Source organism: Mesosutterella porci, from assembly GCF_022134585.1.
GTDB classification, from domain to species: Bacteria; Pseudomonadota; Gammaproteobacteria; order Burkholderiales; family Burkholderiaceae_F; genus Mesosutterella; species Mesosutterella porci.
Genome location: NZ_JAKNCT010000004.1, coordinates 23,568 through 37,648, shown reverse-complemented (window position 1 = coordinate 37,648; position 14,081 = coordinate 23,568). Strand labels below are relative to the sequence as shown.

The 14,081-nt window shown below is 59.1% G+C and carries 10 protein-coding genes; 6 read left to right on the top strand and 4 right to left on the bottom strand.

The features are described from left to right. Nucleotides 1–47: 47 nt before the first annotated feature. Complete coding sequence (locus MAF45_RS03965; RefSeq protein ID WP_237978257.1) at nt 48–971, bottom strand: hypothetical protein; 924 nt, start codon at nt 969–971, stop codon at nt 48–50. A gap of 478 nt (nt 972–1,449) precedes the next feature. Here MAF45_RS03965 and MAF45_RS03960 point away from each other — a divergent pair, with 478 nt between their 5' ends. From MAF45_RS03960 to MAF45_RS03945, 4 genes are all read left to right on the top strand, one after another. Next, complete coding sequence (locus tag MAF45_RS03960) at nt 1,450–2,544, top strand: porin (RefSeq protein WP_237978256.1); 1,095 nt, start codon at nt 1,450–1,452, stop codon at nt 2,542–2,544. Nucleotides 2,545–2,998: 454 nt separating this feature from the next. Continuing rightward, entirely contained in the window at nt 2,999–5,539 is a 2,541-nt protein-coding gene (locus tag MAF45_RS03955) for a ribonucleoside-diphosphate reductase subunit alpha (protein ID WP_237978255.1), read from the top strand. 38 nt (nt 5,540–5,577) lie between these two features. After that, nucleotides 5,578–6,624 (top strand): ribonucleotide-diphosphate reductase subunit beta, encoded by a 1,047-nt coding sequence (locus MAF45_RS03950; RefSeq protein ID WP_237978254.1) that lies wholly within the window; start codon nt 5,578–5,580, stop codon nt 6,622–6,624. A 945-nt stretch (nt 6,625–7,569) separates the two neighbouring features. After that, complete coding sequence (locus MAF45_RS03945; protein WP_326520669.1) at nt 7,570–8,076, top strand: terminase small subunit-like protein; 507 nt, start codon at nt 7,570–7,572, stop codon at nt 8,074–8,076. An 835-nt stretch (nt 8,077–8,911) separates the two neighbouring features. Here MAF45_RS03945 and MAF45_RS03940 read toward each other — a convergent pair. Both MAF45_RS03940 and MAF45_RS03935 read right to left on the bottom strand, forming a co-directional pair. After that, nucleotides 8,912–10,057: a porin gene (locus MAF45_RS03940; protein WP_237978252.1), complete on the bottom strand. Its 1,146-nt coding sequence runs from the start codon at nt 10,055–10,057 to the stop codon at nt 8,912–8,914. Nucleotides 10,058–10,399: 342 nt separating this feature from the next. Next, entirely contained in the window at nt 10,400–11,305 is a 906-nt protein-coding gene (locus tag MAF45_RS03935; RefSeq protein WP_237978251.1) for an SLC13 family permease, read from the bottom strand. 439 nt (nt 11,306–11,744) lie between these two features. Here MAF45_RS03935 and MAF45_RS03930 point away from each other — a divergent pair, with 439 nt between their 5' ends. Beyond that, entirely contained in the window at nt 11,745–12,110 is a 366-nt protein-coding gene (locus tag MAF45_RS03930; RefSeq protein ID WP_237978250.1) for a hypothetical protein, read from the top strand. On the opposite strand, the gene MAF45_RS03925 is transcribed toward MAF45_RS03930, so the two are convergent. Further along, nucleotides 12,107–13,177 carry an MFS transporter gene (locus tag MAF45_RS03925; RefSeq protein WP_283206997.1) on the bottom strand — a complete coding sequence of 357 codons (1,071 nt, stop codon included), beginning with the start codon at nt 13,175–13,177 and terminating at the stop codon, nt 12,107–12,109. The genes MAF45_RS03930 and MAF45_RS03925 overlap by 4 nt on opposite strands. A gap of 77 nt (nt 13,178–13,254) precedes the next feature. On the opposite strand from MAF45_RS03925, the gene MAF45_RS03920 reads away from it, so the two are divergent. After that, nucleotides 13,255–14,019 carry a GntR family transcriptional regulator gene (locus tag MAF45_RS03920; protein WP_237978248.1) on the top strand — a complete coding sequence of 255 codons (765 nt, stop codon included), beginning with the start codon at nt 13,255–13,257 and terminating at the stop codon, nt 14,017–14,019. Nucleotides 14,020–14,081 lie beyond the last annotated feature (62 nt).

Below are 14,081 nucleotides of genomic sequence, written 5' to 3'. Positions count from 1 at the left end.
TTGTGGAAAAAAGACCGCGCCGCCGCGGGCCCGGGCCGCGCGCTCTTTCAGCGCACAAGCTGGCAGCGCGCCGAGAGCCCGAGCGCGGTCGCGATTTCAATCCTTTCCGAAGCGGAGTAGACGTAGTCGCGGGACTTCACCCGGGAGGCGGCCTGGCGCACGAAGGGCGCGGCGAGCGTCTCCGGCCCTTCCTTCAGGAAGTCGGCGTAGGCCTCGAGATAGTGCTCGCGCTTTGCGCCGCTGCGGGCGATCTCAGGGTTGTGGGTGAAGTAGGTGAGGGCGGCCGCGTAGAGCTGGCGGATCTCGTAGGCGTAGGGAAAGTTGGGGTAGGCCTTGAGGAAGGCGTCGGACCCCAGGAGAAACCGCCCGAGCCTCTGCGGTGCGGGGCCTTCCTTTTTCGAATTGACCGACGGGATCTTGCCCGCGGCCTCGTCCATCAGCGCGAAATATGCGGCCCAGCCGCGCGGCAGCGAGGGCAGGAGGCGGAAGAAGCCGTAGTTTGGCGTGAGCTCGAAGTCCGGGATCTCGTTTTCCCGCGAGGCGCGGGAAAAGCCGTTGAAGGCGAGCTCCTGCTCGATCGCCCGCCCGGCGACCGACCCGTCGAAGATCTGCTTTTCCTTGTAGCGCGAGGCCACCTTGTTGTTGAAGCTCACGATGTTGTTGAGGTAGAGCCGGTAGAACTTCTCGAAGGACGGGTTGTTCGCGTAGAGGGACTCGGTCGCCTTCGCCTGCTTGATGAGCTCGGTGTGGAAGGTTTTCTGCGCGGGCGAGATCTCAATGGAGTCGTCCTTGAGGTTGATGAAGGAGCGCGCGGAAAAAGGGTTGGGCTCCGTCTGGACGGATTTGGGCCCGAGCGTCGTGCGCCCCCAGTTGAGGACCCGCTCGATCATGTCGCCTACCGAGGCGGCCTGCGCTGCCGCGGAGAGCGCAAGAAGCAGGGACGCGCATAGGGCGAGAGCTGTTTTCTTCATGCCGTGTGTCTTAGAAGCCGAAGCGGAAAATGTGTAAAAAAGAAAGACTGTCAGGCGATTATTGTACGAAGGCGAGTGAAAACAGTTCCTCTTAATTTGTTTCAAAGTAATTACCGAGCGGGGCTGACGCGCGAAGGAAGGAAAAGGGCATCCTGCCGCCGCGCCCTGACCGGGCAGCTGTTTTGCCTGAAAATGCCAAGTCTCTATCCAGGAAGAATTACTCCTGCGAAAAGCCGGTTCACCTGCGTGCTGCGGCGGGCCTGCCCCTGGGATTAACTTTTTAGCTTATTGAAGAAAGAGAATTTAAATACTCTGAGTTTTTTCAGAAACAATTTTGATAAATAATGGACATATTCTTGCGTTTTCCCTGATTGCCTAATCCTATGAATATATGGATATATGGATATTCACCCCCTCCGGGGGGAACAATGGTAAAAGAGTTTTGTTTTCATCACATTCAAAGAGAAAAAGGACAGTCATGAAAAAAACACTCATTGCAGCGGCGTTTCTGGGAGCTTTTGCCGCATCGGCCTTTGCGGTCCCGTCGGTCAGCCTGTACGGCCGCATCGACACCGGGCTTCTTTACCAGCACGTGAATCCGGACGCTCCGGGCAAGGATTCGGTCGACACCGTTTCGATGGAGTCCGGCTGGAACACCGGCTCGCGCTGGGGGCTTAAAGGCGGGGAGGACATCGGGAACGTCCGCGTGGGCTTCGTGCTCGAGTCGGGCTTCGCCTCGGATGCCGGCACGAGCAGTCAGGGTAGCCGCCTCTTCGGGCGCCAGGCCACGGTAGAAGTCTCGGGGGCCTATGGAACGCTCTATGCGGGGCGCCTGGGCTCGATCAATTCCGATATCGGCACGATCGGCCTTCTGGGGAGCGTTTCCCCCCTGGGCTCATCTTTCTCCGCGCTCGGGACCCACAACTCCTCCGGGCACCTCTGGACGCGCTACGACAACACGCTCGCCTGCGTTTCTCCTTCCATCGCCGGGCTGAAGGCTGAGGCGATGTACTCCTTCAAGGGCAACGCTAAGGACACGTACGGGGTCGAAGGCAAGTCGAGCGCCGACCGCTATGCCGCCGCGGGTCTCAACTACAACAACGGCGCCCTCGATCTCGTGCTCACCGGCGACTACACGATGTGGGGCAACGCCGAACACCCGGGCCTCGACGACGGCTGGAGCGTCGTGCTGGGCGGCAACTACAACTTCGGCTTCCTCACCGCCTACGCGAAGGCTACCTACTTCGGCAACCAACTGATCACAGACGATTCGGACCTGAACTTCTTCGGCCTCATCTCGATCCCGGTGAAGGGCTGGGGCGTGTCGGCGAGCGTCAAGGCTCCGCTGTGCGGCGGCAGCGCTATGGCTGAGGTCGGCTACCGCGACGCGAAGAACGTCGACGACTCGAGCGACAAGTTCCAGCGCCTGTACGCGACCGTGGGCTACAGCTATTCCTTCAGCAAGAGGACCAGCGTCTACGTGGCGGGCGGCTACACCCAGGAAAAGGCAAAGAAGCTTGACCGGACGCCGAACTCGGCCCTTGTGGGCGGCGGCCTCGTCCACAAGTTCTAAGAAACGCAGCAGCAAATTTACCGCGGGCCGGCCGGGGCATTTCCCGCCGGCCCGCGCGGCGTCCGGCTTCTCCGCCCCGCCCGGGGCAGGCGCCGCCTTTTCCCCTTCGCGCTTCCGGCATCCCGCGTATTAGGGGGTGGCCCCTGGCAGCGCCGCTTTCTTTTTTTCGGCTTTCCGCCCCCGGAGCCCCGCGCGGGCTGCCTCCGGGTCAGGGTTCAAGACCTTCTTTTCCCTTCGCCCGAACGCCGTCAAGGCGGGTTTTCTCCAAGGCGTAGGAAGGGCTGCGCCATGATAAAGTCACTACATTTTGTTTCTCAGTGAATTTCATTAACTATTGATTGCGGTTCCGGCTTCATCCGGCCCCGCTGCGGCAGGGTCCGCGGCGGGCGGCCCCAGCGGCCTCTGAAGCCGGCCCGCCCGACGGGCGCATGCGCCCTTGGACAGGAAAACGAAGATGGAAAAAAGACCGTCCTTTACGATTCGCAAGCGAAACGGCTGCGCCGAGCCTTTCATCGGGGAAAAGATCGCGCTCGCCCTTGAGAAATGCTTCCGGGCGGCTGGCACCGGGCCGAAGCCGGGGGACGCCGCCGGGATTGTGAGCGCTGTGCGCGCGCAGCTTGAGGCCCATGAAGAGATGCGCGAGGTGGAGCGCATCCAGGACCTCGTCGAGCGGCAGCTGATGCAGCGGGGCTATTTCGATGAGGCGAAGCGCTACATCCTCTACCGCGAGCAGCGTTCCGGCGAGAGAAGGCTTGTGAAGGAGCTCTCGGAGCTCACCGGGGGCGCGCCCTCCGAGCCCGTGTGGAAGGGCATCGCCCGGGACTTTCCGCAGCCTCTCTATTCGCTTGAGGTGCTGAGGCGCAAGGCGGCCGGGATGGAAAAGGAAGGCGGCGGGAGCCGCACCCGACTCGGCGCTTTCATCGCCGCGGCCGAGGAGCTCACCACCGCGGAGGCCCCCTTATGGGAGATGATCGCCGCGCGCCTGCTCGACTTCGAGCTGAGGAGCGGCGTCCGGGAGGCCGAGCAACGGGCGGGTGTCACGGACTTTTACTCAAAGATCTCGTGGCTCGTCTCCGAGGGGCTCTACGGGGGCTACATCCTCGAGCATTATTCGCGCGAGGAGATCGCCCGGGCCGCGGCCTTCATTGACGACGGCCGCGACCGGCTCTTCAGCTACCCGGCCCTGAGCCTTCTGTCCAAGCGCTACCTTATCCGCCCGCACGACGGGTCGCAGCCCGTCGAGACGCCCCAGGAGATGTTCCTCGGGATCGCGCTGCACCTCGCGATGAAGGAAAAGAAGGACCGTCTCGGCTGGGTGAAGCGCTTCTACAGCATGATGAGCAGGCTTCAGGTCACGATGGCCACCCCCACCCTCGCCAACGCGCGAAAGCCCGCGCACCAGCTCTCCAGCTGCTTCATCGACACGGTACCGGACTCGCTCGAGGGGATCTACCGCTGCGTCTCGAATTTCGCACAGGTGAGCAAATGGGGCGGCGGCATGGGGCTTTACTTCGGAAAGGTGCGGGCTGCGGGAGGACGCATTCGGGGTTTTGACGGCGCGGCCGGAGGCATCGTGCGCTGGCTGAAGCTCGTGAACGACACGGCCGTGGCTGTGGACCAGCTCGGGGTGAGGCAGGGGGCCGCCGCGGTCTACCTGGATGTCTGGCACCGGGACCTTCCCGAGTTCCTGCAGATTCGGACGAACAACGGCGACGACCGCATGAAGGCGCACGATATCTTCCCGGCGGTGTGCTTCCCGGACCTCTTCTGGCGGCGCGCGAAGGAGGATCTGGGGCAGCCCTGGGCGATGTTCTGCCCCGACGAGGTCTGGCGGGCGAAGGGCTGGCACCTCGAGGACTTCTACGGCGAGGAGTGGGAAAGGCGCTACCTCGAGTGCGTCGCGGACCGGAGGATCTCCCGGCGCGTGATGACGATCCGCGACATCGTTCGGCTCATCATCAAGTCCGCCGTCGAGACGGGCACGCCCTTCATCTTTAACCGCGACACGGTGAACCGCGCGAACCCGAATCCGCACAAGGGGATGATCTACTGCTCGAACCTCTGCACCGAGATCGCCCAGAACATGAGCGCGATCGGCGAGGCGAAGACCGAAGTGAGGACCGTCGACGGCGAGACCGTGGTCACCTCCAGCGTGACGCCGGGGGACTTCGTCGTGTGCAACCTCGCCAGCCTTGTGCTCGGGCGCATTCCGCTCGAGGATCCCGCGGCCCTGAAGGAGATCGTGGCCGCCGCGGTGCGCGCGCTCGACAATGTGATCGACCTCAACCGCTATCCGCTGCCCTATGCGGAAATTACGAGCCGGCGCTACCGGGGTATAGGCCTCGGCGTGAGCGGCTGGCACCATGCGCTTGCCGTGCGCGGGATCCCCTGGGAGAGCGACAGGCACCTGCAGTTTGCCGACGAGGTCTTCGAGCGGATCGCGCAGGCCGCAATCGAGGCGAGCAGCGATCTCGCCGCGGAGCGCGGCTCCTACGCCGAATTTCCGGGCAGCGACTGGCAGAGCGGGGCCTACTTCGACAAGCGCGGCTACGTCTCCGAAGCCTGGCAGGCCCTCCGGGAGAAGGTGCGAAGCCAGGGCATGCGAAACGGCTGGCTCATGGCGGTCGCCCCGACCAGCAGCACCGGGATCATCGCGGGAACCACCTCCGGGGTCGACCCCGTCATGAAGCGCTTCTTCCTCGAGGAAAAGAAGGGCTCGATGCTGCCGCGGGTCGCCCCCGGGCTTTCCAACAAGACTTGGTGGATGTACAAGAGCGCGTATCTGATCGACCAGAAGTGGAGCATTCGCTCGGCCGGGATCCGGCAGCGTCACGTCGACCAGGCGCAGAGCGTGAACCTCTACATCACGAACGAGTTCACAATGAGGCAGGTCCTCGCCCTCTACATCCAGGCCTGGGAGGAGGGCGTGAAGACGCTCTACTACGTGAGGAGCAAGTCCCTCGAGGTCGAAGAGTGCGAAAGCTGCGCCTCGTAAGGGAGCCCCCCAAAAAAATTCACCGACAGGAAACCAGCATGTCAGAAAAAATCAAGAGGAACGGCCTTTTTAACCCGAACGGTGACACCGACCTGAGGCTGCGCCGGATGATCGGCGGCAACTCCACGAACCTTAACGACTTCAACAACCTCAAGTACCCCTGGACCAGCCAGTGGTACCGCCAAGCGATGAACAATTTCTGGATCCCCGAGGAAATCAACCTTTCGCAGGACGTGAAGGACTACCCGCGGCTCGAACCCGCGGAGAAGACCGCCTACGACAAGATCCTGAGCTTTCTCGTCTTCCTCGACTCGCTGCAGAGCAACAACCTGCCCTGCATAAGCGAGTACATCACGGCCAACGAGGTGAACCTCTGCCTGCACATCCAGGCCTTTCAGGAGTGCGTCCACAGCCAGAGCTACAGCTACATGCTCGACTCGATCTGCAGCCCCGATCAGCGCAACTCGATACTCTACCAGTGGAAGACGGACCCGCACCTGCTGCGTCGCAATACCTTCATCGGTACCTGCTACAACGAATTCCACGAGAACCAGGACAAGACGGCCTTCATGAAGGCTCTCATCGCCAACTACATCCTGGAAGGCATTTACTTTTACTCGGGCTTCATGTTCTTCTACAACCTGAGCCGGATCGGGAAAATGCCCGGGTCGGCCCAGGAGATTCGCTATATCAACCGCGACGAGAACACGCACCTCTGGCTTTTCAGGAACATCATCCGGGAGCTGCAGAAGGAGCAGCCCGAGATGTTCACCCCCGAGCGGGTCGAGATCTACCGCGGCATGATGCTCGAGGGCGTGAGCCAGGAAATCGCCTGGGGGCAGTACGTGATCGGAGACAGATTGTGCGGCCTGAGCTCCGCGATGATTCGCGACTACATCCGCTTCCTCGGCAACCAGCGCTGGTACAGCCTGGGCTACGGCTACCTCTTCGAGGACAACCGGTTCGAGCCCGAGAGCATGAAGTGGGTGTCGGTGTACTCGAACGCCAACATGGTGAAGACGGACTTTTTCGAGGCGAAGAGCACGGCCTACGCGAAAAGCGCCGCCATCGTGGATGACCTGTAAAGAGGCGGGGGTCGGGCCGGGGCGCCCTCGCGCTGCTCGGGGGCCCGCCCCGCGGTTTGGACGCCTCCGGGCTGGCAGATCGGATCACCTTTCCGGAAGAATGTCGCCTACGGAGTAAAACACAGCTTTCCTCGCAATCGTAACGCGGTCCCCGTCTAGGCTTGCCGGTGCTTGCCTGGCAACAATTAGGTCTATTGTTTGATAGATATTCTTAATTATATGAATTTAAAGTAAATACTCAATATTACATCGCTAAAATGGCTATGGAAATAACTTCATTTCCGGCCTGTTTTATGTATCTGGCAGCTTGAATTGAATGTATGCCGATTGCAAAACGTTAAAAATCAATTAGTTGCGAAATATAATCTTTTCGTTTCATGTGTTTTCCTGTACAAATGAGGGAAACAGAGTGGGAAATGAATTCATTTCCGGGATGTTTTAAGGAGAGGTTTTCTTAATTTTGTTTTATTATCAGTGAATTAGAATTAACTATCAAGCAAGTATCCTATCTGTCGGCTGGTCCGACCCCGGGCAGAATAAACACAAAGGACAAGAATTTTTTACTACATCCGGTTTCTTTTTCTTTAATAAGAAAAGAACGGCAACGTCTTTTAATTTAATGCGTGTGGCGGGCACCAGAGAGCCTGTTAACTTGCATAACGTGAACGTTGAAGGCTCTGCTACGTATAAGTCCAAATCCTTTTACAAGCGAATTAGGCACACCGACGAAATGATTGATGAAGAAATTGAGTTGATAGGCGTCAGATTTGAATAACGAAAAAGCCGCGTGGTAGGTTGCTTGGCGCTCGCAGAGCCTACTCACTCGGCCTTTTAGCTGAGAGCCTCCACTTCCTTTTCGAATGATCTTTCGATCCGCTGCAAAAATTTGAGTGCCGAGGTCATCTCAACCTTTCAAGAAGCGATTTTACATTAAAGGAGTGCCAGATGCAAAATAAACCACATGCGGCCTCCAGCAAAAACAAAGGAGGTCGGCCAACCCTCTACAGCAATAATTTGGCCGAAAATGTTCTATCCAAAATAAGGGATGGCCTATCAGAAACGAAAATTAGCCAAATGCCCGGAATGCCGACTGTGAGAACGCTGGGATTATGGAAACACAAGTACCCCGATTTTCTTGCGGCTATCATCGAGGCTAGGCGGGCTAGCGCTGATCTGTACGACGACCGGCGCATGGAGCTGGTTGATGAGCTGATTGAGAAAACAAGAGCGCACGAAGAAAAAGCCGTCAGTTTCCCCAAGGGCGTTGTCGATGGCTACAAGGTCGCCATGCAGGAGCTCGCCCGCGAGGCCGCGATACGAGACGATTCCCGCTTCAGCGACCGCCATAAAGTGATTGCCGAGGTGAAATCAGGCAACACTGGTGAGGGCATGGACGCGGTTTACGCCAAGATGCGCGAGGTCGTTGAGGCCCACAAAGATACCGGTAAGTAACCCTTTTTCTGAGCTCTGGGCCCCGCATCGCTACAAGGTGTTTTACGGAGGCCGCGGTTCAGGGAAAAGTTGGGCTGTGGCAGAGGCCCTTATCACGATGGCCGACATGGCACGGCTGCGGATTCTCTGCTGCAGAGAGATCTAGGCAACAACTAGGTATATTGTTTGATAGGTATTCTTAATTAGATGAATTTAAAGTAAATATTAGATATTACATCGCCAAAATGGCTATGGAAATAACTTCATTTCCGGCCTGTTTTATGTATCTGGCAGCTTGAATTGAATGTATGCCGATTGCAAAACGTTAAAAATCAATTAGTTGCACGAGATAATCTTTTCGTTTCATGTGTTTTCCTGTACAAATGAGAGAAACAGAGTGGGAAATGAATTCATTTCCGGGATGTTTTAAGGAGAGGTTTTCTTAATTTTGTTTTATTATCAGTGAATTAGAATTAACTATCAAGCAAGTATCCTATCTGTCGGTTGGAGCGTTGGAAATAAGCCTTGATCTTTTGTGGGGCTTATCAAAAAGTTTTGAGAAACGAGCGCTTTCGAACGAAAGTTTGTGGTTCGCTGATCAAAAAATCCGACGGCTCCTGATGTTGCATCCGCGTCAGCGGGTGACAATAAAGCTTTCGACTTTAGTCGAGAGTTGTTTACAGCGCATTTCGCCTTATGGGCACAAGCTCGGCCTCGATTTCTTGAACATTGGCAACGGTGCGACCGTTCCTTGCTGGCAACGCCTGCAAAAAACCGCTCCCTCCTTGGCAGAAGAGAGCGGTTTCTGACATCACGTTCTAAGCGGAATGGCGAACTTCCGCTTCCCTTCCAGGAATTAGAACTTGTGCACGAGGCCGACGCCGACCTGAGTTTCCTTCGGAGTGAGGGAGACGCCGTAGCCCTTCACCTTTTCCTGAGCGTAGCCCGCAGCGCCGTAGACGTTCGTACGCTTGGAGAAGGCGTAGGTGTAGCCAATGGCGGCATTCCAGCGCTTGGCCTTCACGTCGGTGAAGTCAACGACCTCAGCATCGCGGTAGCCGACAGCGGCGAGGAAGTTGCCGCCGAAGGCCGGCACATTCGTGCCGATTTCAGCGCCCCAGCCCTTGAGAGCGAACTTTCTCTCGAGAAGTTCTTCGGCGGCTGCCTTCACTTCAAAGGTGTCCTCAACAGAGGCGGCGTTATCAAAGTAGGCGGCCTTGGCGAAAGCCTTGGCGACGCCGAAGTCGTAGTTGCCGCCGAGGATCACGGCGACACCGTCATCGAGCTTGCCCCAATTAGCATTACCCCACATCGTGTACTCAGCGGTGAGCACGCCCGTGAAAGCGCCCGCCTTGTACTGGAGGCCGGCGGCCGCATAGCGGGTGGATTCAGCCTTGTTCTCGGCGAGGACGTTGTTGTCGGCATCCTTCTCAGAGCTGTCCCCCTTGAAGGAGTACATGGCCTTGGCGGAGAAGCCCGCGAAGGTCGGGGAGGCGTAGGCAATCGTGTTGTCGTAGCGCGCAAAGGCAGAGCCCGTGGAGCCCTTCATCGAGGCGACACCATAGGCGTTGCCGAAGGCAGAGGTTTCGCCCAGCATTCCGATTGAGCCGCCGTCAGAAGCGAGGGACAACATGCGGCCAGCGTACAGGGTGCCGTAGGCGCCGGAGACGCTCACCAGAGCCTCGCGGCCGAACATACGACCAGACTGAGCGCCCGTGCCATCATCGCCGTTGAAGCCGTTCTCGAGGACGAAGCCCACTTTGACATTTCCGAGGTCTTCCGTGCCCTTCAGGCCCCAACGGGAGCCAGTGGACCAGCCGGACTTCATCTCGACCGAGTCTTCAGACATATGGCTAAGGCCTTCGACGCCCTTCACGGAGAGGCTGTCGTGCGAGTAGACGAGGCCGGTGTCGATGCGGCCGTAGAGCGTCACGGAGGGGGCGGCGAAAACTGAGGCCGCGAAAGTGCCGAGCAGGGCGGCAGCGAGGAGAGTCTTCTTCATGGTTTTCATTCCTTGACTGGCCTTCGGTGTGGAGGCCTTCTATCAATTTGCAGAGCGGCAAGGCAATGCCTGTTCCTCTGCTTGACCACATCTTGCTCGCAAGGGAAAAGTTAGTTTATGGGGGTTTACCCCCCCCCCGTTTACATTCCAAATTAAAAAATTTTAAAGTAAATCTAAGTTGATGTTCTAATTTGATTTGCGCAAGCTTTAGCTACGAATTCTCTCGTAGCTTCGCTTTCCTTATATTTTGTTGCCAAAAAACAACAATTGTGTTTTTCTGTTCTTTTGCCGCGGTTCGTTCCATTGCTCAAAGAAGAGGTTTGCTTTTTCGCCACTCTGTACTCACAGCGTGCTGAACGCGGGCCAGAAGAGCATCGCGGCCCAGCAGGCGAGGCTCACAGCGATCACCGTGAGCACCGAGACGATGAGCCCCTCGCGCAGCAGCGCGTCGGCGCTCAGCCCGTAGCTCACGCCGATCGCCCGGATCGAGACCGGGAGCACGTAGGCGCAGTTCACCGCGATGATCGAGGCGAGGAGGTACGGGATCGGGTTCATCGAGAGCTCGGCCGCGAGCCCCTGAACGACGGGGATTGCAATGGAGGCTGCAGCCGTGTTGCTCGAGATCTCGGAGAGCACCGTTCCGAAGGCAGTGACGGAGAGCATGGTCTCGAGCCCCCCGTGAAGCGGCAGGAGCGCGAGCCCCTTCGCGATCACGAGCGCGGCGCCCGTCTCCGTGATGAGGCGCCCGAGCGCAAGCCCTCCGGCAAAGAGGAAGATCATGCCCCACATGATGCCTTTTTCGGCCTCGGCCCAGGTGAGCATCCACTCGTGCCGCTCGTCCTTCAGGACGAAGGTGAGCATGCCGAGCGCGAAAAAGACGTAGGCGGGCTTCATGCCGGGGAGCCACGCGGCGTAAAGGGGCCTCGCGAAGGCTAGGACCGTTGCAGCCACGAAAAGCGCAAGTCCGATCTTCTCTCCCCGGCGCATCGCCCCGAACCCCCGGTAGGTCTCCTTGAAGTAGTCCGCGCCCCCGTGCAGGTTCTTGCCCTTGGGGGAAAGCCTCAGGATCACGGCGAGGTTGATCGCGAAGACGAGCGCGAGGATAGGCACGAACCGGTAGAGCCAGTCGATGTACATGAACTCGTGCCCGATGTAGGACTCTATATAGGAAAGAGCGACGAGGTTCGCGCTTCCGCCCAGAGGGGAGCCAAAGTCCCCGATTCCTGCGCCCCAGACGATCGCGAGCATGATGGCGGTGGCGGCCGGGCTCTTCTCGAGGTTCTTTTCGCCCAGGCAACAACTAGGTATATTGTTTGATAGGTATTCTTAATTAGATGAATTTAAAGTAAATATTAGATATTACATCGCCAAAATGGCTATGGAAATAACTTCATTTCCGGCCTGTTTTATGTATCTGGCAGCTTGAATTGAATGTATGTCGATTGCAAAACGTTAAAATTCAATTAGTTGTGCAAGATAATCTTTTCGTTTCATGTGTTTTCCTGTACAAATGAGGGAAACAGAGTGGGAAATGAATTCATTTCCGGGATGTTTTAAGGGGAGGTTTTCTTAATTTTATTTTATTATCAGTGAATTAGAATTAACTATCAAGCAAGTATCCTATCTGTCGGCCGATGGCCTGGATCTCTCCTCGCTCCCTGAAAAGCTCCAGGACGAGAATGCCCCGGTGCCCGTGTGGATCGAGCGCAGCCTCGACTACAACGGCGCCTGGATCGAGCGCAAGTACTATCCACTCGAAGCGCTGATGGTGCTGCTCTGGAACGAGGATCTCGTGGGCGCGAGCGAGCTTGAGAACTGGCTCGACCTGCCTCGCTCCGAGATCAAGCAGCTGCACCGCTACGCCTTCTGCCGTCCGGTCGGCATCAACCGGAAGGGCGAGTGGCTCTTCGACGCGGACTACATGCTCAAGTGCCGCAAGGCTTGGCTCATCGAAAAGGCGGGCGGCGACATCCGGCGAACCACGATCAAGCATGCAATCCCCCGCGAGGCTGAATTCAACTGGTTCTCCCTCGACTTCAAGGTGCGCGGCTAAGCCGCGCCGCCGCCATCCCCGCTGCGGTTGCGAAACCGGATTGCAATGGCCGCGCCTCCCATGAGGCTCGCCATCGCCATGAAGATCCAGAAAGGCCCGAAAAGGCCGGCAAGCGCCCCGAACCCTGCCGGAAGCACCGCGTGGCAAAGGCTCGTGAGCATCGTGCGGATGCCGATCGCCTCGTCCGCCCGTCCCGCAGGACTCTCGGTCTGCAGCAGGCTCATGACATTGGGCTGGCTTGCGCCGAGACCGAGTCCGAGCACGAAGGCGCAGGCGAAGGGCGGCGGAAACGCCGTGAAGAAAGGAAAGCCGAAATAGGAGGTCGAGCCCAGGACGAGCACTCCGGTGAGGAACTGCCACTCGCGGAAGCGCCTCGCGAGAAAAGGCGTGAGGAAGCGCACGATGAAGGACGCGCTGAAGAACGCCCCCACCAGCCAGCCGATCTCCGTGGCGGAGAACCCGACAGCGCGCCCGTAGACTGGAAACATGAAGGTCTGCAGATCCCAGGCCATGAAGACCAGCGCGGAGACGAGTAGCACGTTTCTCAGCCGCGGGACGCCCAGCAGCGCGAGCGACCCTCCCTTGCTCTGGGCTGCGGCCCGCCCCTCCCAGGAGGCAGGCAGCCGCCGCAGGCTCGCAATCGTGATGAGCAGCCCGGCAACGCTCACCACCGCCCCGAATCCGAATGCGAATCGGTAGCCCGCATGATCGATGATGATTCCCGAGAGCACGGGCGAGATGAATCCTGATGCGGCCATCGCCGTCGACTGCCAGGCGAAATTGGCGAGCCGGTTGCTGTTCGTGGAGGCGAAGCCGATCAGCCGCTGCACGAGCACCATCACGACCATGACGCCAATGCCGACGAGAGAGCAGCCGATCGCAAGCGTCACAAGCCCGAACTGCGCCGCAGGAAAGGCGAAGGGCACCGCCATGTCGGCTGCGACCAGCGCGCCGCCCGCCAGCACCGGCCGCCTCGAGCCCGCCCGGTCGATCCAGCGTCCGCAGCCGATAGAGAGAAACATGGGAAAGAAGGCGAGCAGTCCGATGACGACCCCCGCCTCTTGCAGGAAACGGCGCGCTGCTAAATAATAGCCGCTGCCGCAAGCTCCTGCCTGCGGCAGCGCTTTTCCATGGGAGTATCCTCATGCTGCCGTCTTCATTGGATTTCTTGTCTTTGCGCAGCCTCCCCAAGCGGGAGACGCTCTTCGAGCAGACGAGCCGCGCCATCGCTGAATGCATCCGCCAGGGCCGCTGGAAGCCCGGTGAGATGCTGCCCAATGAAGTAGAGCTTGCCGCAGCGCTTGGCGTGAGCCAGGGAACGATGCGCCGGGCGCTCAACATGCTTGTGGAAAGCGGCGTGCTCATCCGGCACCAGGGCCGGGGCACCTTCGTTGCGGAGTTCTCCGCGCACGAGGACCGCGTCTACCAACGCTACATCAGCCTCGAGCCCGACGATGCCACGCTCTCGGAGCCATCCCCCACCTCCTCCGAGCTGGTCTCCTTCGAGCGGGCCGTGGCGCCGATCGACATCTCTTCGGCGCTCCAGGTCGATGCCACGCTGCCGCTCGTCCACGCCGTGCGCGTGCTGAAGACCTCCACGGGCCTGGTCACCTACGATGAGCTCTGGTGTCATCCAGAGGACTTCGCCAGGCTTACGGCGGAGAATCTGGCACACCACGAGGAGAGGATGCTCTACGCCTTCTACCAGCGCGTCTGCGGCGTCACCATCGTGCGCAGCCAGGAGACGGCGAAGGCCGTGCTCATGCCGCAGGCGATCTGCGAGCGCTACGGATTGAAGAGCCCGCTGCCCGTGATCGAGATCCGGCGCATCTCCTGCACCTACGGCGACCGGCCGGTGGAGTTCCGCCGGCAGCTCTCCGTCACCGAGCACTACCACTACAAGCTCTGAAGCCCCGTCCCTCCGGCGCAGCGGGCGAGCCGCCGAGCTTCAGGGAAGTGTCTCGATGGCGG